General features: G+C 38.9%; 17 protein-coding genes and 1 pseudogene. 9 read left to right on the top strand and 9 right to left on the bottom strand.

Features of this window, described 5'->3' with window-relative positions:
- The 3 genes from atpD to HXT46_RS06190 all read left to right on the top strand — a co-directional run bounded on the left by atpD (position 1) and on the right by HXT46_RS06190 (position 3,159).
- A complete protein-coding gene (atpD, locus tag HXT46_RS06200) occupies positions 1-1,488 on the top strand; it encodes a F0F1 ATP synthase subunit beta (RefSeq protein ID WP_004574827.1) in 1,488 nt (495 codons plus the stop codon).
- A 2-nt stretch (positions 1,489-1,490) separates the two neighbouring features.
- The gene (locus HXT46_RS06195; RefSeq protein ID WP_004114210.1) at positions 1,491-1,805 is read left to right on the top strand and encodes a F0F1 ATP synthase subunit epsilon; all 315 of its coding nucleotides are present in this window, start codon (positions 1,491-1,493) and stop codon (positions 1,803-1,805) included.
- 622 nt (positions 1,806-2,427) lie between these two features.
- The gene (locus HXT46_RS06190; RefSeq protein WP_421785929.1) at positions 2,428-3,159 is read left to right on the top strand and encodes a hypothetical protein; all 732 of its coding nucleotides are present in this window, start codon (positions 2,428-2,430) and stop codon (positions 3,157-3,159) included.
- Positions 3,160-3,413: 254 nt separating this feature from the next.
- Here the strand turns inward: HXT46_RS06190 and HXT46_RS06185 are convergent.
- Positions 3,414-3,593: pseudogene (locus HXT46_RS06185) on the bottom strand (ATPase); the annotation flags it as partial.
- 425 nt (positions 3,594-4,018) lie between these two features.
- Between HXT46_RS06185 and HXT46_RS06180 the strand changes: the two are divergent.
- Entirely contained in the window at positions 4,019-5,269 is a 1,251-nt protein-coding gene (locus HXT46_RS06180; RefSeq protein ID WP_004138600.1) for a Fic family protein, read from the top strand.
- A gap of 114 nt (positions 5,270-5,383) precedes the next feature.
- Here HXT46_RS06180 and HXT46_RS06175 read toward each other — a convergent pair whose 3' ends face one another.
- The 6 genes from HXT46_RS06175 to HXT46_RS06150 all read right to left on the bottom strand — a co-directional run bounded on the left by HXT46_RS06175 (position 5,384) and on the right by HXT46_RS06150 (position 10,840).
- Positions 5,384-5,512, bottom strand: coding sequence for a hypothetical protein (locus HXT46_RS06175; RefSeq protein WP_004138655.1), 129 nt, complete (start codon positions 5,510-5,512; stop codon positions 5,384-5,386).
- A 270-nt stretch (positions 5,513-5,782) separates the two neighbouring features.
- Positions 5,783-6,694, bottom strand: a complete 912-nt coding sequence (gene rbsK, locus HXT46_RS06170) for a ribokinase (protein WP_004138744.1) — start codon at positions 6,692-6,694, stop codon at positions 5,783-5,785.
- A gap of 2 nt (positions 6,695-6,696) precedes the next feature.
- Positions 6,697-7,722, bottom strand: a complete 1,026-nt coding sequence (locus tag HXT46_RS06165; RefSeq protein WP_004116228.1) for an aldose 1-epimerase family protein — start codon at positions 7,720-7,722, stop codon at positions 6,697-6,699.
- Between the two features lie 5 nt (positions 7,723-7,727).
- Positions 7,728-9,104 (bottom strand): L-fucose:H+ symporter permease, encoded by a 1,377-nt coding sequence (gene fucP / locus HXT46_RS06160; RefSeq protein WP_004116227.1) that lies wholly within the window; start codon positions 9,102-9,104, stop codon positions 7,728-7,730.
- Positions 9,101-9,757, bottom strand: a complete 657-nt coding sequence (deoC, locus tag HXT46_RS06155) for a deoxyribose-phosphate aldolase (protein WP_004138569.1) — start codon at positions 9,755-9,757, stop codon at positions 9,101-9,103. Before deoC ends, fucP begins: the two co-directional genes overlap by 4 nt.
- A 105-nt stretch (positions 9,758-9,862) precedes the next feature.
- Positions 9,863-10,840, bottom strand: coding sequence for a sugar-binding transcriptional regulator (locus tag HXT46_RS06150; protein ID WP_004138670.1), 978 nt, complete (start codon positions 10,838-10,840; stop codon positions 9,863-9,865).
- A gap of 773 nt (positions 10,841-11,613) precedes the next feature.
- Between HXT46_RS06150 and HXT46_RS06145 the strand changes: the two genes are divergently transcribed.
- A complete protein-coding gene (locus HXT46_RS06145) occupies positions 11,614-12,651 on the top strand; it encodes an FAD:protein FMN transferase (RefSeq protein ID WP_410309059.1) in 1,038 nt (345 codons plus the stop codon).
- Between the two features lie 317 nt (positions 12,652-12,968).
- Here the strand turns inward: HXT46_RS06145 and HXT46_RS06140 are convergent, their stop codons facing one another.
- Both HXT46_RS06140 and HXT46_RS06135 read right to left on the bottom strand, forming a co-directional pair.
- Positions 12,969-14,378, bottom strand: coding sequence for a sensor histidine kinase (locus HXT46_RS06140; protein WP_032840656.1), 1,410 nt, complete (start codon positions 14,376-14,378; stop codon positions 12,969-12,971).
- A gap of 6 nt (positions 14,379-14,384) precedes the next feature.
- Positions 14,385-15,086: a response regulator transcription factor gene (locus tag HXT46_RS06135; protein WP_004573677.1), complete on the bottom strand. Its 702-nt coding sequence runs from the start codon at positions 15,084-15,086 to the stop codon at positions 14,385-14,387.
- Positions 15,087-15,225: 139 nt separating this feature from the next.
- Between HXT46_RS06135 and HXT46_RS06130 the strand changes: the two genes are divergently transcribed.
- The 4 genes from HXT46_RS06130 (at position 15,226) to HXT46_RS06115 (ending at position 17,984) form a co-directional block, all read left to right on the top strand.
- Positions 15,226-15,990: an ABC transporter ATP-binding protein gene (locus HXT46_RS06130; protein ID WP_174160443.1), complete on the top strand. Its 765-nt coding sequence runs from the start codon at positions 15,226-15,228 to the stop codon at positions 15,988-15,990.
- Positions 15,987-16,712: an ABC transporter permease gene (locus HXT46_RS06125; RefSeq protein WP_004138748.1), complete on the top strand. Its 726-nt coding sequence runs from the start codon at positions 15,987-15,989 to the stop codon at positions 16,710-16,712. The genes HXT46_RS06130 and HXT46_RS06125 overlap by 4 nt, the downstream gene beginning before the upstream one ends.
- A 13-nt stretch (positions 16,713-16,725) precedes the next feature.
- Positions 16,726-17,490, top strand: a complete 765-nt coding sequence (locus HXT46_RS06120; protein WP_004114222.1) for an ABC transporter permease — start codon at positions 16,726-16,728, stop codon at positions 17,488-17,490.
- A 149-nt stretch (positions 17,491-17,639) separates the two neighbouring features.
- Positions 17,640-17,984 (top strand): hypothetical protein, encoded by a 345-nt coding sequence (locus HXT46_RS06115; RefSeq protein WP_259342859.1) that lies wholly within the window; start codon positions 17,640-17,642, stop codon positions 17,982-17,984.
- Positions 17,985-18,192 lie beyond the last annotated feature (208 nt).

Genomic DNA, 18,192 nt, shown 5'->3' with positions numbered 1-18,192 from the left:
ATGGCTGAAGATCAGACCACAGCACCTCCAGAAGATGCAAAGGAAAGCGACCCAACGGCCGGCCGCGTAACCCGTGTTCAGGGTTCCGTGATTGACGTTGAGTTCCCAGTTGGCTATCTTCCAGATATTTATAATGCTCTCAAGGTTGATATCAACACCGTTGGAAACACGGAGGGAGATACCGTCCACGAGATTACATTGGAAGTTGAGCAGCACCTTGGTGATTCAACTGTGCGAGCAGTGGCGCTTAAGCCTACGGACGGTTTGGTTCGTGGTGCTTTAGTGCGAGATACTGGTGGCCCAATTTCTGTGCCTGTTGGAGATGTTACAAAAGGTCACGTTTTTGACGTAACTGGTAACATTTTAAACGCTAAACCAGGCGAAGACATTGAGGTGACCGAGCGCTGGCCAATCCACCGCAACCCACCTGCTTTCGATCAGCTTGAGTCTAAGACTCAAATGTTTGAAACAGGCATTAAGGTTATCGATTTGCTTACGCCTTACGTTCAGGGCGGAAAGATTGGTCTGTTCGGTGGTGCAGGCGTTGGTAAAACTGTGTTGATTCAGGAGATGATTCAGCGCGTTGCACAGAATCACGGTGGTGTGTCTGTGTTTGCCGGTGTTGGCGAACGTACTCGTGAGGGTAACGATTTGATTGGCGAAATGGCTGAGGCTGGCGTTTTGGAGAAAACAGCGCTTGTCTTTGGTCAGATGGATGAGCCTCCTGGGACTCGTCTTCGTGTGCCTCTTACTGCTTTGACTATGGCTGAGTATTTCCGTGATGTTCAGAATCAGGATGTGTTGCTGTTTATCGACAACATCTTCCGCTTTACTCAGGCAGGTTCTGAGGTTTCCACGTTGCTTGGTCGTATGCCTTCTGCAGTTGGTTATCAGCCAAACTTGGCGGATGAAATGGGTGCGTTGCAGGAGCGCATTACTTCTACGCGCGGTCATTCTATTACGTCGCTTCAGGCTATTTACGTGCCTGCAGATGATTACACCGATCCTGCACCTGCAACAACCTTTACGCACTTGGACGCTACTACTGAGCTTTCGCGTGATATTGCGGCTAAGGGTATTTACCCAGCTGTGGATCCTTTGACTTCTACTTCGCGAATTCTTGATCCGCGTTATGTTGGTCAGGCTCATTACGATTGCGCTAATCGTGTGAAGGCTATTTTGCAGCGTAATAAGGAGCTTCAGGACATCATCGCTTTGATTGGTATTGATGAGCTTGGTGAGGAAGATAAGACCACTGTGAGCCGTGCTCGTAAGATTGAGCAGTTCCTTGGTCAGAACTTCTATGTGGCTGAAAAGTTCACTGGTCGTCCAGGTTCTTATGTTCCAGCTGATGAGACCATTGAGGCGTTTACGCGAATTTGCAATGGTACTTACGATGAGATTCCTGAGCAGGCGTTCTCTGGCATTGGTGGCATCGATGATCTTGAGCGTCGTTGGCACGATATGAAGCAAGAGTTTGGTGCGTGATTATGGCAGAAAAGCAAGTGAAAACGCTGCACGTTAGTGTGGTTGCAGCCAGGCATCCTGTTTGGGAAGGCGATGCCAAGTTTGTGGTTATTCCTTCTGTGAATGGCGCAATGGGTGTTCTTCCTGGGCATGAGGCTGTGCTTGCGTTGATTGATCACGGATTTGTAAAGGTTGACGATTTGAATGGCGTTCGTCATGTTTTTAAGGTGACTGACGGATTCTTTTCTGTTGACTCAGACAATATTACTATTGCTGTTGAGCACAGTTGTAACGTTGATAAGGACGGCAATGTGTTGCCTAACGCTAAGGTGATTTAATGTGATCTAAGTTAATCTAAGGCTGACTTTTGTAATAAGGTACGCTAGATAAGCAGGAGTTTGCGATTATTTATCGCGGCTCCTGCTTTTTGTTTCTTTTTGCCCGCGTTTGTTTCTATTTTGCTAAAAAGGGAACAAATGCGGGAATCTAGTTGTGAGCGATTGTATTGTAGCGTGGCATTTCGTGTGGTGTTGGTTTGACGTTGGTGTGGCGCTGCGTGGTGTCGGCGTGTTGCGTGTGTGATGTGTGTGGAATGTTGATTTTTCAATGGTTTTATAGTGTTAGTGTTCTTGCTTGAGTAGTTTCCTGAGAAAAGTCTGGGAAAATTCTTTAAAAACCTTGAAACAATGTGTTTTTACGGTTTTATTAGTGTTAATCCACAAATATTATGGTGAAAATAGTTTTTATTGTGGATTAGTTTGTGTGTAACATTATTTTTTTCTGTTTGTTTTATGTGGGTGCCTCTTGACTTTTTTAAACGGGGGGGGGGTATGTTAATAAGCAAACGCTGGCTGCTCCTAGTTTTGGCTGGTGTTTAAACCACTATTCACGTGTTGTGGATTGTGGAGCAAATTTTTCTCTGCGCCCCTAACGCAGAGGAGAAGAAGAAAGGAAATTAAAATGATGAATAAGAAGGCTATCGCCGCTTTCGCTGCTGGCGCTACTTTGCTTGCCGGCTTCGCAATGGCAACCCCAGCAATGGCTGAGTCTCTAATACCAATGTATAACCAGAATAATGGTTTTGCTGAGGTTTCTGATGGTACTGATGCTTCTGTTCTTAAGGCTACTATCGAGCAGGATAAGCAGGAAATCAAAGCTGCTGAGGACTGGAATGATAAGGTGAGCTCTGCTTACGCTAATGCTAACACTAATACAGCAACAGTTACTGTTGATGGTGTTGTTCCTGCAGATTCAAGCCAAGCAACTCATGTTCTTGTTCTTGGCAATGATGGTAAGTTGAGCGTAGTAGTTGAGGCAAACGCAGTTACCCAGGCTCAAGTTGATGCTCTTATGGCTGCTGCTAATAAGGCTGAGGCTGCTGTTGATGCTGCTAAGAAGAAGCTTGCTGATGATGAAGCTGCTTTAGCTAAGCTTGAGAGCAAGAAAGTAACTCCTAAGAAGGATGATAAGAATACTCCATCCAAGCCTGAAACAAAGCCTGTTGTTCCTGGTGTTCATGTGAAGACTGCTGATAAGGCTGCTGCTAAGGGTGAGCTTGCTGCTAAGGGTGCTAAGGGTCATGGTAAGGCTGGCGAGAAGCTTGGTAATGCTGGTGTTGGTGTTGCTTTGACTGCTTTGGCTGCTTCTATGCTTGCTGGTATGGGTGCTGCTGTTCGCAAGATGCGTCACTAAGTTAAAAAGGCTTGCGTTGAGCGTGTGATACGCGTGTTGTTTTGCTTCGCGCGTATCACGAGCTTTCAAATAGTGGCTTGGGTTTCGTGTGGTTTGCCGAAAATTTCCTTTTCTTACCATGTGGAGTTTGGGTTGCTGTTTGATTGTGCTTGATGCTTGTTGCTGGTTGGTTGTTTCCTGCTAGGGACGGGATTCTTCCTTCTGGTTTTAAGGGTTTGTTAGATTACTTCTAACAAACCCTTTTTATGTTTTACTCACTTTGCGTCAATTAGCCATTGTTCTATGTCTATTACGTGGATTCCTTCAACGTCGTAAGAATCGTGGCGAGTGTTTGCAAGTAGGATTTTAGTGTATGAGTCTTTTATTGCTTTTAGTGGCGAAAGTTCGCGCTCTAACGTTGCGTCGTCGCTAATGTTATCTTCAAGCTCGTAGTATTTTTACTTTTGAAAGCAAACACGTATTTTTACTTTCAAAACTTTAATATTTTTTAAGTTTTGAAAGTGGGGGCGTATGTTTGCGTAAAATCCCGAATCTTTACTTTTGCGTGCGTAGCATTGGTGTTGTCTGCGCCGAAACGAGTGGCGTTATGTTGATGTTACCGACGCTGCCGATGTTTCTATAGTGCGTTTTTGCCAAAATGTCGGTATAAATGAATGTTTTTTACTAGCTATGCCTTCATTTTGGCAAAATGTAGGTATAGAATAGATTCTTACGTTAGCTATGCAATCATTTTGTAATAAATGCATTATTTGCTTGTAAACAAAAATATCGCAAGCAAAACATTGCAAGACATTACTACAAAATCTTCAATAGCGTAAACGCAATAATGTAAACGTAATAACGTAAATGGAGTCGCATTATGGATTACAAAACAATACGCAAAATAGTTGCGATGTCTAAAAGTAATGCAAAACCTTGTGATATTGCGGAAGAAGAATATCGATTGCGCATTGATAATCCTGTGACGTATCGTTCTGGAATCGTATTTGATGGCCATGAGATTTTTGCAATGTGTGTAACGGATCTTGTAACGTACATAGATGATATTATGCGCGCTGAAAAAATCATTGAAAAAGCGTGGAACGATTTGCCATGGTTTGCTCAACGCGAATATTTAATGCAACTTATAGCAAAAGAAGTGCAAAATACCAACATTATTGAAGGTGTTCACAGCACTAGAAAAGAGCTTTCCAAAGCACTTGATGCCGCAAACGAGCAGAATAAGCATACTCGTTTTAGTGAATTTACTAAGCTTTTTCTCGAGCTTGCGGATTCAAGTGAATGTGACACTTCGATTCCACAAACCTTGCAAGATATACGAAAAATCTACGACAGTATTATGCAGGGCGAATTAGAAGCAAATAATATTCCAGATGGTGAGATTTTTAGGAGTGGAAAAGTAAGTATTCGTGATGGTGCAAATAATGTAGTGCACGATGGCGATGCAACGGAAGCGGAAATTCAAAAGCATATAACTGAGTTATTGCATTTGATGAATAGTGCCGAAGTTCCAACGCTTATCAAGGCGTGCATGTGCCACTATGCTTTTGAGAGCGTGCATCCATTTTATGATGGAAACGGCAGAACTGGGCGGTTTTTGCTTGCTTTGCAATTGCATGAGCAGCTTTCAATGCCAACGGTTTTGAGCTTAAGCTCCATAATTTACGCAGAAAAATCTGGATACTATGCTGCTTTTTCTAAATCACAAGAACTGTTTAATTGCAATGATTTAACTATGTTTTGTTGCACAATATTGGAATATATTAAAAAAGCACAGAGCGAAGTGTTTGAGAATATTAGTGTGCAATTAAAGCACATTATTTACTGTATGGGTAAGCTGCGTGAGCTTTTCCCAGAGGAAGAAATTTCTAAAGTGCAGCGTGAAGCTCTGTCTATTTTGTTGCAAAATAAGCTTTTTTCGTATAATCCAACTCCAATGACTCGCAAGCAACTAAGCGAATACGTTGGTAATGCAATTGATGAGAAGATTGGTGAGAGAAAGATTGTGAGCGCGCTTAACGGTTTGATTGAGCTTGAAATGGTTGATTCTATTGGCGAACGCCCTCTTCGGTATGAGCTTTCTAAAAAAGCGAATGAAATGTTTGCGTGAGGCAAGCGATGTTTGTTTCATTTCGCAAAATTAAAAAATTTTCAAATTTGCGAAATTAGATTTGCTCTGTTTTGCGAAATTAGATTTGCTTGGCATTAAAGCGCGTAAATCATGTTACGCTGAAACGATTGGCGTGATGTTACCCATGCTGGATTCGTCAAATCGCAGAATATCGTAGTCGCGTTGAAGGTTGAGCCAAAAGTCTGGGATTGTTCTAAAAGCTTTATATAGCTTGTATGCCATTGCTACACTGATTGCGCGTTTGCGTGAGCACGCATTAATAAACTGATATTATTTTTGACTACATTTTTGTTGTTTACATTCTTTTTTGTTTGATTATTAGATGTATGAGAAGGCAAATTAATCAATTAACCCTAATTTTGGTCTGGGAAGATACAATAGCAATTTTCCATTGTATAACACAAAAAGTTGGGTTGATAACTATATAGAGTATAATCAACCCAACTTTTATGCTATACGCTTAATTTTAGTGTATATTGAGTTTATAATAAACTATTCCAATCCAACTTCTTCTGCCGTAGCATAAGATAACTGTGTACCTCGTTTGGTTACAGCATCTCCAGCATATATGTTGGCTGCCTTTATAGATGCTTCTATGTCATGGGTCTTTACCCATGTATGGCTGAAACATCCAATGAACGCGTCGCCAGCGCCAGTTGTGTCAACTGCATTTTGCGCGGATTGTGCATCAGCTTTAAACATCTTTTCGCCTTCGCTATTTACCAATAGGGCTCCTTTGCTTCCTAATGTAACAATTACATTAGGAATGCCAGATTGTAATAGCATTCTAGCTGCATTAGTGATATCTTCACTAGTGTCAACAGGCATTCCAGTAAGGAGAGAAAGCTCGCTTTCGTTAGGCACAATAAATTCGCAATTGCGAATATTCTCTAGTGATAAAGCTGGATCTGCTGGAGCTGGATTCAGTAGGACTGGTACACCCAATTCCGCCCCCATTCTTATTGTTGCATATACAGTTTCTAGAGGAATCTCTAACTGTAGAACTATCAGTTTGCATTTTGAGATTTCACTGCGAGCTTTTTCCACATCATTTGGCTTAAGTTTTGCGTTTGCTCCTTTGACAATAATTATTGAGTTTCGCGATTGTGGATCTACAAAGATTGGGGCTACTCCAGATGTAGCGTCTGTTCTCATTACGAATTTAGAGTCAATACCATTTTTCTCAAAATTGTTAATTGTGTTTTCCGCGAAAACATCGTTACCAACCCTTGTTACCATCAATACTTTTGAGCCCATTCTAGATGCTGCTACGGCTTGATTAGCACCTTTTCCTCCACAACCCATGTGAAAGTCTGGGGCTTCTACTGTTTCTCCATCTGTTGGCATACGGTTTATGTAAGAAATCAAATCAACCATATTTGATCCAACTACTGCAATTTCCATTGTTACTTCTCCTTAATTCCAGTATGAACAGTGAATTTCTTTGTTTCGCCAGGATTTAATTGAATCAATGTGCCAGCTTTCCTAGCAGCTTCGCGCCCTTCTGGCCTAGATGTTCCAGGCAGAGCAAAAGCTGCAACTTTTTGATCTGCATTGTAAAGAATCCATCTGGTCACAACAGGGAATTCTTGCGTGGAGAATTGTGTTTCGAATGTAGTACCGTCTGGAGCAACCATATCAATAATTGCATTGTCCGTAATTTTGTTTACTCCATCCGCAAAGTAGACAATTTCTGGATCAAATTCTTCTGCTCCTACTAATGAATTAGCATCTTTTTTACCACTTAGTATGTCTTCATTAAGTTGTGTCCATCTTGGAGTTGGCTTTACGTGAGCAGGAATAGATGTTCGTAACTTGAATGTGTCATTGCCAAAGTTTTGTGTTATTTTAGCGTCCTTTACAAATGCATAGTTCATGTGGCACATGTACTGTAGTGGCATTGACGCATATAGCGACTTATTGGTTACTTCTAAATGAATATCAAACATTGAAGAACCTTCGTGTAAAGTTACTGAAGGTTTTGCAACATAGTGATCACCAAAGCCCTGTAAGTATTCGTAGGAAGATTCAATTGTTATAGATGTCTCGGTAACAATTAATTTTGCATTATCCATATGCGAGCATGGGAATTCACCGTGTAAAGGATGCGTATCTTCCGGAGAAGGGCACCCTGCAGCTAAAAGTCCAGAATGGAATGCAAAGCACCCGTATGTGTTAACAATTTGGTTTGCTGGTTTAGGTTTTGAGAACATGTTATCCATTCTCAAACTTTTACCATCAAAATTTGCATCCCAAATAATCTGTCCCATGAATGGGAGCACTTCAACATATCCTCTAGAATTATGTATTGTCAAGGATGCAATACCTTGAGGATATTGTTTCGTGGTAACAGACCATTCATTATTGTGTAATATTTCTTTTACTGATTCAGTGAATTGTGATTCGAAAAGATTAATATTAAATTCTGACATGACATTCAGCTTTCTTTTTTAGATTTTTTGTAGGTTAAGTAGAAATAGATGAATACCGCTGCAAAGCAGACTAAATCAACTATGAATGAGATTTGCATAGAGCCAGTGTGATCAGATACAAGTCCTTGTATTGCGGGAACAATTGCTCCACCGATTATTGACATAACAATTACCGCGCCGCCAGTCTCTGTGAAACGTTTGTCTTCTATGGAATCCAGAGTACGCGAGTAAATAGTTGCCCAACATGGTCCAAATAGTGCTGATACTAACACTGCTGCATATACGGCAGTCATATTTGGAACAAGTATTACATACACTAATGCAATAAATCCGCATGCTGAGTATCCAATAAGCACAAGATCTTGATTTATCTTCGTCATAAGTAAGTTTGCAATAAACTTTCCTGCGAAGAATCCAATGAATGAAAAGATCATGAAGTTTGCTGCGGTGCGTTCATTTAAACCATGATTTATATTGAGAGCAAGTCTAATAGTGAACGACCAAACAGCCGTCTGCATTCCTACATACAAGAATTGTGTTAGAATGCCGATTCTAAACCTAGAATTTTTTATTAGATAGCGTAGTGTTTCCACTATTGATGCATTATCTTTTGCATCCTCATCAGTGTGTGTAGGTTTGCAAGATGGGAATTGTGTTATAGCAATAATAATTAGCATTACTAACAGGATTAAAATGATAACCCTATATGGATGTAGAGTCCTTTGTAACATTTCCCTGGCAAACTTTTGGCTCTCTGCCACACTCATTTTTGCCATTTGATTATGTAAAGATTCACCTTCTGTGAAGATTAAATACTTTCCTAGCAGAATACCAGCGATAGACCCTAGAGGGTAGAAAGTTTGAGAAATGTTTAATCTCAAAGTGGAAAGTCGTTTTTCTCCAATCATCGATGAATATGTGTTGCATGATGTCTCTAAGAATGACAAACCTACTGCTATTGCAAATAAAGACACTAAGAACACAGAATATGTTGCCATAGTGGATGCTGGGAAGAACAATGAGCATCCAATTATGTATACGGTAAGACCTATCAGTATGCCAACCTTGTAGCTAGAATGCCGAATTACTCTAGACGCAGGTATAGCGATTAAGAAATACCCCCCGTAGAATGCTGATTGTACAAATGCTGATGCAAAATCGGACAGTGAAAACACCGACTTAAATTGAGTGATTAATACATCATTAAGACTTGCTGCGATTCCCCACATTGGGAAGCATATCGATAATAGCATGTATTGAAAAATAGGAGTTTTATTTAGATATCCATCTTTTAGTTGTATGGTTTTATCTTTTATAATTCCCCAAGTGTTATTAGTAGCAAATGTTTCTTCATTTGCTAAATCTGACTGCTGTGTAATCATGATTCTTCTCCTGAGAGAAGTTTCACTCCAGCAGAGGCTCCGATCCTGTTGGCGCCAGCTTCAATCATTTCGTTCATCTCTTCTGATGTATGAATTCCCCCAGCAGCTTTAACGCCCATATCTGGTCCAACAGTTTTTCGCATAAGTTTAACAGCGTGTACTGTCGCTCCTCCAGTAGAGAAGCCTGTTGAAGTTTTAACAAAATCAGCGCCAGCTTCTTGTGCGCATTTGCTGGCCTTTACTATTTCTTCATCTGTTAATAGACACACTTCAAGGATGACTTTAACAATAGCTTGGCGATTTGCACCTTCTACAACTGCCTCAATGTCCTTGGTTACATATCCCCAGTCGCCTTCTTTCGCGGCTCCTATATTAATAACCATGTCGATTTCATTTGCACCTTCTTTGATTGCAAGTTCTGTTTCAAACTTTTTGACTTCTGTACAATGCGTTCCAGAAGGGAATCCAATTACAGTGCAAACTTTCACGTCACTATCTTTAAGGAGCTCTGAAGCTAGTTTAACTCTGCATGGGCTTATGCATACTGAGCAGAATCCATACTTTTTAGCTTCGTTGCAGATTTTTATGACCTGTTCTGTTGTTGCATCGGGAGCTAACAATGTGTGATCTATGTATTTAGCTTTTTCTTCCATTTTGTCTCCTTTGACTTTAGAGAAACTACCTCAGTTTCTCTAGGCATAGAGTGTAGTAGTTCAGGAGACGTATTTGAACAAAATTTCAGAACATATGTGCAATTTTTAAGAATTGTTACTCTTTTTACATATCGACGCTAGTTTGTGCGCAGTTGGTACATCTATAACCAATCGATTTGCATATTTATAAGTCAATGCAACATAAATGGAGTCTAATTTTTCATTTCCGCCTGCTATTAAAATGCGTTGCTCTTTGTGCCGTAGTTCTGGCAAAGAAATCGTAAGAGTCCGAGCATTTAAATCTGGTAAGCAAACCCTACCATTTCTATCTACGAAATGTGAACAAATATCGCCGACAGAATTTTCAGTTAATTCTTTTTTCTCATTGTTTGTTATGAGTGGAGAAGACATAAGAGGCGATGTAGATTCATTTGAACCAACACTATAGACGACAATTCTTGCTTTTTCTGCATGAGAAATCACATTCCTTATGCCAGTTTGACGTTCTACAGCCTGTTTAGCTTCAACAGATTCAAAAATAATTGGATAAGCAATTGTATGTACAGTGGCATTTAAAGCGAGATGGAATGCTTTTAATGCGTTCATCATAGAAAGATCCATAGAAGGCAAAGACATGTCTCCGCGCAATTGAACAACATGTATGTTATTAAAATGCATCTCTGGCATTTGTGAAGCAACATAATCGATCGTCCTTGACCAAGATATTCCAATTGTATCTCCATCTCTCAGAAGGCTAGCTATGAGTTGTGAACCAGCTTTTCCTAATGATTTATGGAGATTTATATCGCGTCCTCTTATAGGAGAGACAAGTCTAACTTCATCAAGTTGAAAATATTTTTTTAATGTTTCTATAAGATGTATGTCTTTCTCTCTTGGATCTTCTACTGTAATTTTTACGAATCCACGTTTTTTAGCATGAGATAATAATTTTGACACGTTCGGCCTTGAAACATGTAAAACTTCGCTCACTTCAGCTTGAGATAATCCATTGTAATAAAGCTTTGCAACGTCTAAAGCTTGATGATCTTTGTGGGTCATGCCTAATTGATCTGTTTTCATCATTTTCCCATTCACGCATGATAATCATCTTTAGCTGCATAAGTTAGTAGACTAATTTTCGATTTTCATATACGACTGAATAATATGGGATAATTATATGTACAATTTAATAATAAATTAAGTGCTAAATACAAAAAGTAAGTTTATTTTTATATTATGAATACCGTTGTAATGTATTTTTAGCTAATAAAGTCATTGTCGGAATATTAATCTTTTTGCAATAATACAAAAGCTTTACCGGCATGTTGCAAGCATGTTGGTTGTTGTAGTAAGTCTTGTTTATGCGATGATAATATATTTGATTTTTTCCCTGAAGAGTCTTAATGATTTGCAATTACTATATCGAATGTCAATATTGTTTTTAATTTTTCTTATTCGACAGAATTCAATAAGTTGATTAATTTTTAGACAAATTCTACCAAGGTAAAGTACATAAATATTATATTTATATATTTTGTAAATATTTTTCGTTGGCAATATGCTGATGTGAAAATATTAAAGATAATTGCGATCTGGCATGTATATAAGTGAGGATTTGTGATTTATGCTGACTTTACCATCAATCTTAATATAGTTGTTGATACAGTATTTTTCCCACGATGTCGGTATAGATGAATGTTTTTTACTCGCTATGCTGCTATTTTTTAAAAATGTCGGTATAGAATGCGATTTTCTGTAAACTATGACGACATTTTGCTATTTTGTGGATTTTGTGGGGATATTGTTATGGTTTTTGATGATTGATAGAGTGTTTGATATTGGGAGTGAAGCAAGCGATGTTTAGGAACGTAATGGCGATTGAGCGTGCTCTTGGAACGGGGATTATTATCTCTAGCAGCAAGCCGATTTCGCAGCGCGTGCAGAAGCGGATTCGCGCTTTTGTTGACGAGTACGAATCGGTGCTTTCGCGCTTTCGCGCGGATTCGCTTGTTTCGCGCATGGCTTGTGCGGATGATGGCGGCGATTTTGAGTTTCCAACGTGGGCGCAGTCGCTTTTTACGCTTTATAGTGAGTTTTACGCTGCTACGCACGGTGCTTTCGACGCGTGTATTGGTGCAGATTTGCTTGCGCTTGGCTACGATAATTCCGTGCAATTCGTTCCGCAATCGGCAGTTAGTGCAGGTAAGAATGAGAATAGTAGCAGTGACAGTTGGGCTAATTATCGCCGCGCTTTGCCAGTTACGTGGGCAGATATTTCGCGAGATGACGGCGGCACAACGCTTCACACGAATCAGCCAGTGCAGCTTGATTTTGGTGCAGCGGGTAAAGGTTATTTTGTAGATCTTGTAACACAGATTATCAAAGAGGAGCTTAGTGGAGATTCGCGTGCCAATTTTGATTTTTTGGTTAACGCTGGCGGAGATATGCGCGCTTGTTTTAGCGAAGAGAATAATCAAATAAAAGTTGCTCTGGAAAATCCTTTTGACACAACTCAAGCAGTTGCAGTAGCATCAATCGCAAGCGGAGCGTTGTGTGCGTCGTCTAATGCGAGAAAGTGTTGGAAAGTAAAAGATGCAAGTTACTTAGGCAAAGATGCAAGTGGCTTTGAGTCTAATTTAATTGCGACTCATTTGATTAATGCGCTTGATGGTATTCCTGCTTGCGATTTATGCGCAAGCTGGGCGTATGCGTCTAGCAAAACGTGCGATTTTCCAACTGCTTACGCCGATGCGCTCGCAACTGCGTTGTTTGTATCGCAAGAAAACGATTTGCAAAAAATCGTGCAAACCACCAGTGCTGAGTTTGCTGTAATGCTGCCTAATAAAACGCTTCGCAAAACGCGTGCATTCCCAGCGCACTTTTTTGCGGAGTGATGCTGAGTAATGCTGAATAATTCCAACTAATGCCCAATAATGACTATGCGAGCTAGCTTGCTTGCAAGAATCGAAGCTAGACGCAAACAATACGGTAGCGTTGCAATCAGCTTCCACTTTCAAATGTGCATAGTAAAATTGTAAAATAAATTTTACTGTAAAGTAAAAAATTGCAGAGAAGGAGATTGTGTGTAATGTCTTATAAAACAGTTGATTCTTTAATGCGACATCTTAGAGATAGTGGCTTAATTATTTTTGGTAGTGTACAAAAAAGACAACTAATAAGTACTGGATATTTGGGTTATAGGCCAAAAGACCTATAACCCAAATTTTTTACTTGGCACTGTTAACTCAACCTTAAGTCCACCATGTTTGCTTCTGCTTATATCAACCGTTCCGTTATGAGAGCTAATAATCTGTTGAACAATTAGCAGACCCAAACCATGCCGTTGCTCTACAGTACTTGTATCGCAAATCATATAGTGCGGTGCATGATTAAGCTTTTCGATTTTTTCATCTGAAGCACCTATACCATTATCCTCAACGCAAATAATACAATTGTTATTATTTGCAGCAACGGATACATAAATCGTACACCCATTTTCATTATGAGATATGCTGTTCTGAATAAGATTAGATATTGCTCGTTTTAATAAATCTTTGTCTACATTAATATTGCAAACAGTCAATTTAGCATCTGTTTCCCACTTAATCGAAAACTCATCTTGCACACCCATATTCATAAAATCCACAACAACTTGCCTAACAACAGCAACAATATTTTCTTCTTTTTTCATAATGGGTTGCATATTATATTCAAGTTTTGAAGCCAAATTAAGGTCATTAATCAAATTCTTCATTCTTGCACTTTGCTTAATAATCATCGTCGCTTTTTTACGATCTTCTTGCGAAATATGGAGAGAATTTTCTAACTGTCCCGCATATCCCATAACCATAGATAACGGAGTACGAATATCATGCGAAACTCCAGCTATCCAATTCGCTCTTGCAGTCTCCTTTTTTCTCAATTGTTCTTTTTGTATTTGCAAAATATCGGAAGCAGAATTTATGTTAGATGAAATTTCTGAAAGTGCTCCTGTTTCTGGAATATGCACGCTTTCTCCACTAGATAAACGTTGTATCCCTTTTGTAATTGGATTAATTGATTTTAGTAGTTTTATATTAGCTATTAAATAAATTCCAAGAATAAGCAAAATGTTGATGAAGAATACGCTTAAAACAATCTGTGGAAAATTTGAGATTAAACTGTAGTTCCAACTTGGTTGCGTATGTTTCCAAAAGCTTTTGTGCGGAAATCCGACTACGACAACTCCATTCTTATTATCACCAGTGTAAGTTGGATAACCATCAATGTAGCCAACGCTCAAATTAGCTACATCAGACAAAGTATAATCGTTTGGAATAGTTGCAGGAACGTCTTTTGTTTTCCATACGACTCTTAACGTATTATTATCAATCAAAATTGCCCATGCGCCAGAATTTGTCAATTTGGAAGACATATTTTTTGATAATACATAATCCCCACTTGCGGATAATTGTAATGCTTCTCCCGTCTCTTTTGCTATGTTATAGGGAGACATCTCTTTATCGGGTGCGTAACTCCCTATAAGTACAACAAACGCAATAATATTCATTAATACTATGAGCACAGTGCTTAGTAGAAAAATACTTATAAAGCGTTGTATTAGTTTTGGTATGCTTTTCATTCTGCTTTACTCCACAATCAGCTTGTATCCTAAACCTTTTACTGTTACCAATGAAACAGGCTGCGATGGATTGAGTTCTATTTTTTCTCTGATACGACGTATATGCGCCATTAAAGAATTTTCATATCCAAAAGGATTATCACCCCATGCAGCTTCACATAACGCGTCAATTGTTACGATACGTCCCGCATTTCTATATAAAGCAGAAAGCAAATCGTGTTCTTTGGCTGTAAGTGGAATATGTTCGTTATTTTTTATTACTTCTGCAGAAGAAAAATCAATCTGACTATTTTTCAGTTTAACAATGGGATTTTCGCTCTTGTAGCTTCGTCTTAAAATTGCCATAATGCGAAACGTTAGCTCTTTTGGAAGAAACGGCTTTACAATATAATCATCTGCTCCTAAGTCAAATCCCTTAAACTTATCTTCATCCTCACCGCAAGCAGTAAGAAACAAAACAGGACAATCACTATATTGTTTTATCTTCTCCATTAACTCAAATCCATTACCGTCAGGGAGCATAACATCAAGTATTGCTAATTCTGGACGTAATGTTTGTGTTGCTTCTACAGCATCTTTCATGCTTTTTGCAGTAGTTATATTATGAAAACCGTATTCGTTTAATATGGATACAACCATATCTAAAAGTTCCTGCTCGTCATCAACAAGCAGAATATGCTTGTTCAACAAATAATCATCCTGATTCATGGAGCGCCCCCTAACATATATTATGCCATGTGAATATTCATTTTTTGACCTCGCATAAAAATGTAAGGTAGATGTAAGGTGAAGAGAATGTTGTAGAAAGGTTGACGCAATATCATAAATCCTGAAAGGAGATATTGCCATGAACAATATTGTTACAACAGAACATTTAACAAAAAAATATAAATCATTTACTGCTGTTAATGATGTTTCACTTCATATTCGAAAAGGTAGCATTTATGGCTTTCTTGGGCCAAATGGAGCTGGAAAATCTACAACAATGAAAATGCTCTTAGGGCTTACGGCTCCAACAAAAGGCGTATTTACAATCGACGGAAAGCAGTTTCCTGCCGACCGCATACCTATTTTGAAAGAAATAGGCTCGTTTATTGAATCGCCATCTTTCTATGCAAATCTAACAGGTAGAGAAAATCTTGACATTATACGTCGCATTTTAGCATTGCCTAAGAGTGCAGTTGATGACGCATTAGAATTAGTGGGTCTTTCTGAGTTTGGAGACCGTCTTGCAAAAAAATATTCGCTTGGCATGAAGCAAAGGCTTGGTCTTGCTGGAGCATTGCTTGGTAGACCACCTATTTTGATTTTAGATGAGCCAACAAATGGACTAGATCCATCTGGCATACATGAAATCCGAAATCTGATTAAGTCGTTGCCAGATCTTTACGATTGCACGATTCTTATTTCTTCTCATATGCTATCCGAAATTGAGCTTATTGCAGATGATATTGGAATACTTAATCACGGACACTTGTTATTTGAAGGTAGTTTAGATGAACTACGACAGCATGCTTTACAATCTGGTTTTGCTTCCGACAATTTGGAAGATATGTTCCTATCCATGATTGATGAAGACAATAAGATCAGGAAGCAGAGTGCAAGACTATGAAAACGCTTGTAATCGAACTAAAAAAATGCAAGAGAACTGGTTTTATAGCTCTTATGATTGCTATTGGCATTATGGGAGCAGCGTACGCTTTTGTGAATTTCATTGTACGAAAAAGTACATTATTAAACCTGCCTTTAGCTCCTATGGATATTCTTCTTACACAGCTTTACGGCATGATTATGGTGTTAAACATGTTCGGCATAATAGTCGCCGCATGCATTATCTACAACATGGAATTTAAGGGAAATGCAGTAAAAAAGATGCATATGCTTCCTATGAGTGTTCCTGCTATGTACCTATGCAAATTTATTCTGCTGACTGTTCTATTACTAATCGCTATTTGCATACAAAATTTAGCACTTGCAAAAATCGGTGTAACAGATTTGCCACAAGGCACGTTTAATGTAAGTACTCTTATATCTTTTGCTGCATATTCATTTATTACGTCAATGCCTGTATTGTCCTTTATGATTTTTGTATCATCACTATTTGAAAACATGTGGGTGACGCTTGGAATTGGTGTAGCAGGATTTTTAAGCGGCATGGCATTGGCTTCGTCAGACATCGTGCTTTTTATGGCATCGCCTTTTATCGTTATGCTAAAACCAGCAGTTGCCATGAGCGCGCAACCTAATACTACGGTCGTAATCGTATCAATAGTTGAAACACTTCTGTTTTTATGTTCTGGATTGTGGACAGCTAAGAACCTGCACTACGAATAAGGAGATTATGAAAATGAGATTTTTTGAACTTCTTAGAATCGAATTTAAGAAAGTAAAGCGTAGTAAAATTATTCCTTTGATTTTTATTGCGCCACTAATTGTGGTTGGATCTGGTGTAGCAAGCCTTCATAGATACTTCACTCCAGAATATACACACGCATGGGCTGCTATGTTTATTCAAAGCGCATTAGTCTATTCATACTATTTGCTTCCTCTTAGTATGATTGTTATTTGTGTGATGATTGCCGGACGAGAAACAAGCAATAACGGAATACTAAAAATGCTGGCACTGCCTGTTAGCAGATACGCGATTTCTGCTGCAAAATTTTGCGTACTGCTATTTTATTTGCTTATGGAAATGGTCGTATTTTTTGCCGTATTCGTTATAGCAGGATTGTTTGCAACCAGTAGCACAGGAGTTACAGAAACGCTCCCAATTATGTATCTACTAAAATGGTGTTTAGATCTGTTTTTGACTATGATTCCAAGCGTAATAGTCATGTGGGCGATTACTGTTCTTTTTGAAAAGTCAATGTTATCCGTTGGATTAAATATACTTCTTGTGATTCCTGGCGTATTAATAGCAAATACTCCACTTTGGGTAGTTTATCCTTATTGTTACAGCGGATATATGGTTTCCCGCTCTCTACATGCAGTTACATCAACAGGATTAGGAAACGGATTTAATCTTATACCATTTTTGCCATGTGCAATTGCAATATCTGTGTTTGTATTTTTGATTGCAATAACACAATTTGGCAAAAAAGAGATGAGATAATAAGGGGTACTAAATAACAATGCAGTGAAATAACAAATGCAGATGTGACTTGCAAAATCGCGTATAAGTTTTTAGCTATACACGAAACGCGTAAAACGTTCAAAACGCAGTATGGAAACAAATAGAACAAAAACAAAAAGCTTTCGGTTTTGAATGCCCCTAGTAGCAAACAAAACCGAAAGCAACACATTCAACACTCACCCCCCCCCCACGCACAACAAACGCCAACACAAATCAGAGATAAAAATATTCTTTCTTCTATTAGGGTGGAGATTGACGCTAGTCCGCAGTTGCGTAGTAAAAAGAAGCTTATTGAAGGGTTTATTGCGCAGCTTAACGAAAAAGAGCTTCGAGAGCTTGCGGATTATAGCAATGGCGCTGCGGCGATTGCGCGCGCTGAGAAGAAAAGTCGCATTGTAGAAAGTATGAGAAACATGTTTAATGAGTTTGTTGGGCTTATTGGCTTTTCTCAATACGATTCGCAAAAAGATTGATAATTATCATTATCAATATCATTTTTGTAATATTTGCGTGTTTTTTGCGTCTAACTATATCAATCTACTTGATATATCGATATTATGTTCATGGGGTTACTTGCGAAGCGACTTTAAACAGAATAAAAACGGAAATACAAACCGTGCAAAAGCCGCCAAAAAATTTGAACGATTAAAACTAAACGAAAATAGAAAAAATTGTGTGCGC

It is taken from the genome of Gardnerella sp. DNF01204 (genome assembly GCF_049244145.1).
In the GTDB taxonomy this organism is placed as follows: domain Bacteria; phylum Actinomycetota; class Actinomycetes; order Actinomycetales; family Bifidobacteriaceae; genus Bifidobacterium; species Bifidobacterium vaginale.
The sequence above is the reverse complement of the archived record's forward strand: the minus strand, read 5'-3'. Positions and strand labels throughout refer to the sequence as shown.

Excerpts from the sequence above, each read along its gene's own strand:
- atpD (WP_004574827.1), top strand. The coding sequence starts at position 1 with ATGGCTGAAGATCAGACCACAGCACCTCCAGAAGATGCAAAGGAAAGC.
- HXT46_RS06195 (WP_004114210.1), top strand. The coding sequence starts at position 1,491 with ATGGCAGAAAAGCAAGTGAAAACGCTGCACGTTAGTGTGGTTGCAGCC.
- HXT46_RS06190 (WP_421785929.1), top strand. The coding sequence starts at position 2,428 with ATGATGAATAAGAAGGCTATCGCCGCTTTCGCTGCTGGCGCTACTTTG.
- HXT46_RS06180 (WP_004138600.1), top strand. The coding sequence starts at position 4,019 with ATGGATTACAAAACAATACGCAAAATAGTTGCGATGTCTAAAAGTAAT.
- HXT46_RS06175 (WP_004138655.1), bottom strand. The coding sequence starts at position 5,512 with ATGGCATACAAGCTATATAAAGCTTTTAGAACAATCCCAGACTTTTGG.
- rbsK (WP_004138744.1), bottom strand. The coding sequence starts at position 6,694 with ATGGAAATTGCAGTAGTTGGATCAAATATGGTTGATTTGATTTCTTAC.
- HXT46_RS06165 (WP_004116228.1), bottom strand. The coding sequence starts at position 7,722 with ATGTCAGAATTTAATATTAATCTTTTCGAATCACAATTCACTGAATCA.
- fucP (WP_004116227.1), bottom strand. The coding sequence starts at position 9,104 with ATGATTACACAGCAGTCAGATTTAGCAAATGAAGAAACATTTGCTACT.
- deoC (WP_004138569.1), bottom strand. The coding sequence starts at position 9,757 with ATGGAAGAAAAAGCTAAATACATAGATCACACATTGTTAGCTCCCGAT.
- HXT46_RS06150 (WP_004138670.1), bottom strand. The coding sequence starts at position 10,840 with ATGATGAAAACAGATCAATTAGGCATGACCCACAAAGATCATCAAGCT.
- HXT46_RS06145 (WP_410309059.1), top strand. The coding sequence starts at position 11,614 with ATGTTTAGGAACGTAATGGCGATTGAGCGTGCTCTTGGAACGGGGATT.
- HXT46_RS06140 (WP_032840656.1), bottom strand. The coding sequence starts at position 14,378 with ATGAAAAGCATACCAAAACTAATACAACGCTTTATAAGTATTTTTCTA.
- HXT46_RS06135 (WP_004573677.1), bottom strand. The coding sequence starts at position 15,086 with ATGAATCAGGATGATTATTTGTTGAACAAGCATATTCTGCTTGTTGAT.
- HXT46_RS06130 (WP_174160443.1), top strand. The coding sequence starts at position 15,226 with ATGAACAATATTGTTACAACAGAACATTTAACAAAAAAATATAAATCA.
- HXT46_RS06125 (WP_004138748.1), top strand. The coding sequence starts at position 15,987 with ATGAAAACGCTTGTAATCGAACTAAAAAAATGCAAGAGAACTGGTTTT.
- HXT46_RS06120 (WP_004114222.1), top strand. The coding sequence starts at position 16,726 with ATGAGATTTTTTGAACTTCTTAGAATCGAATTTAAGAAAGTAAAGCGT.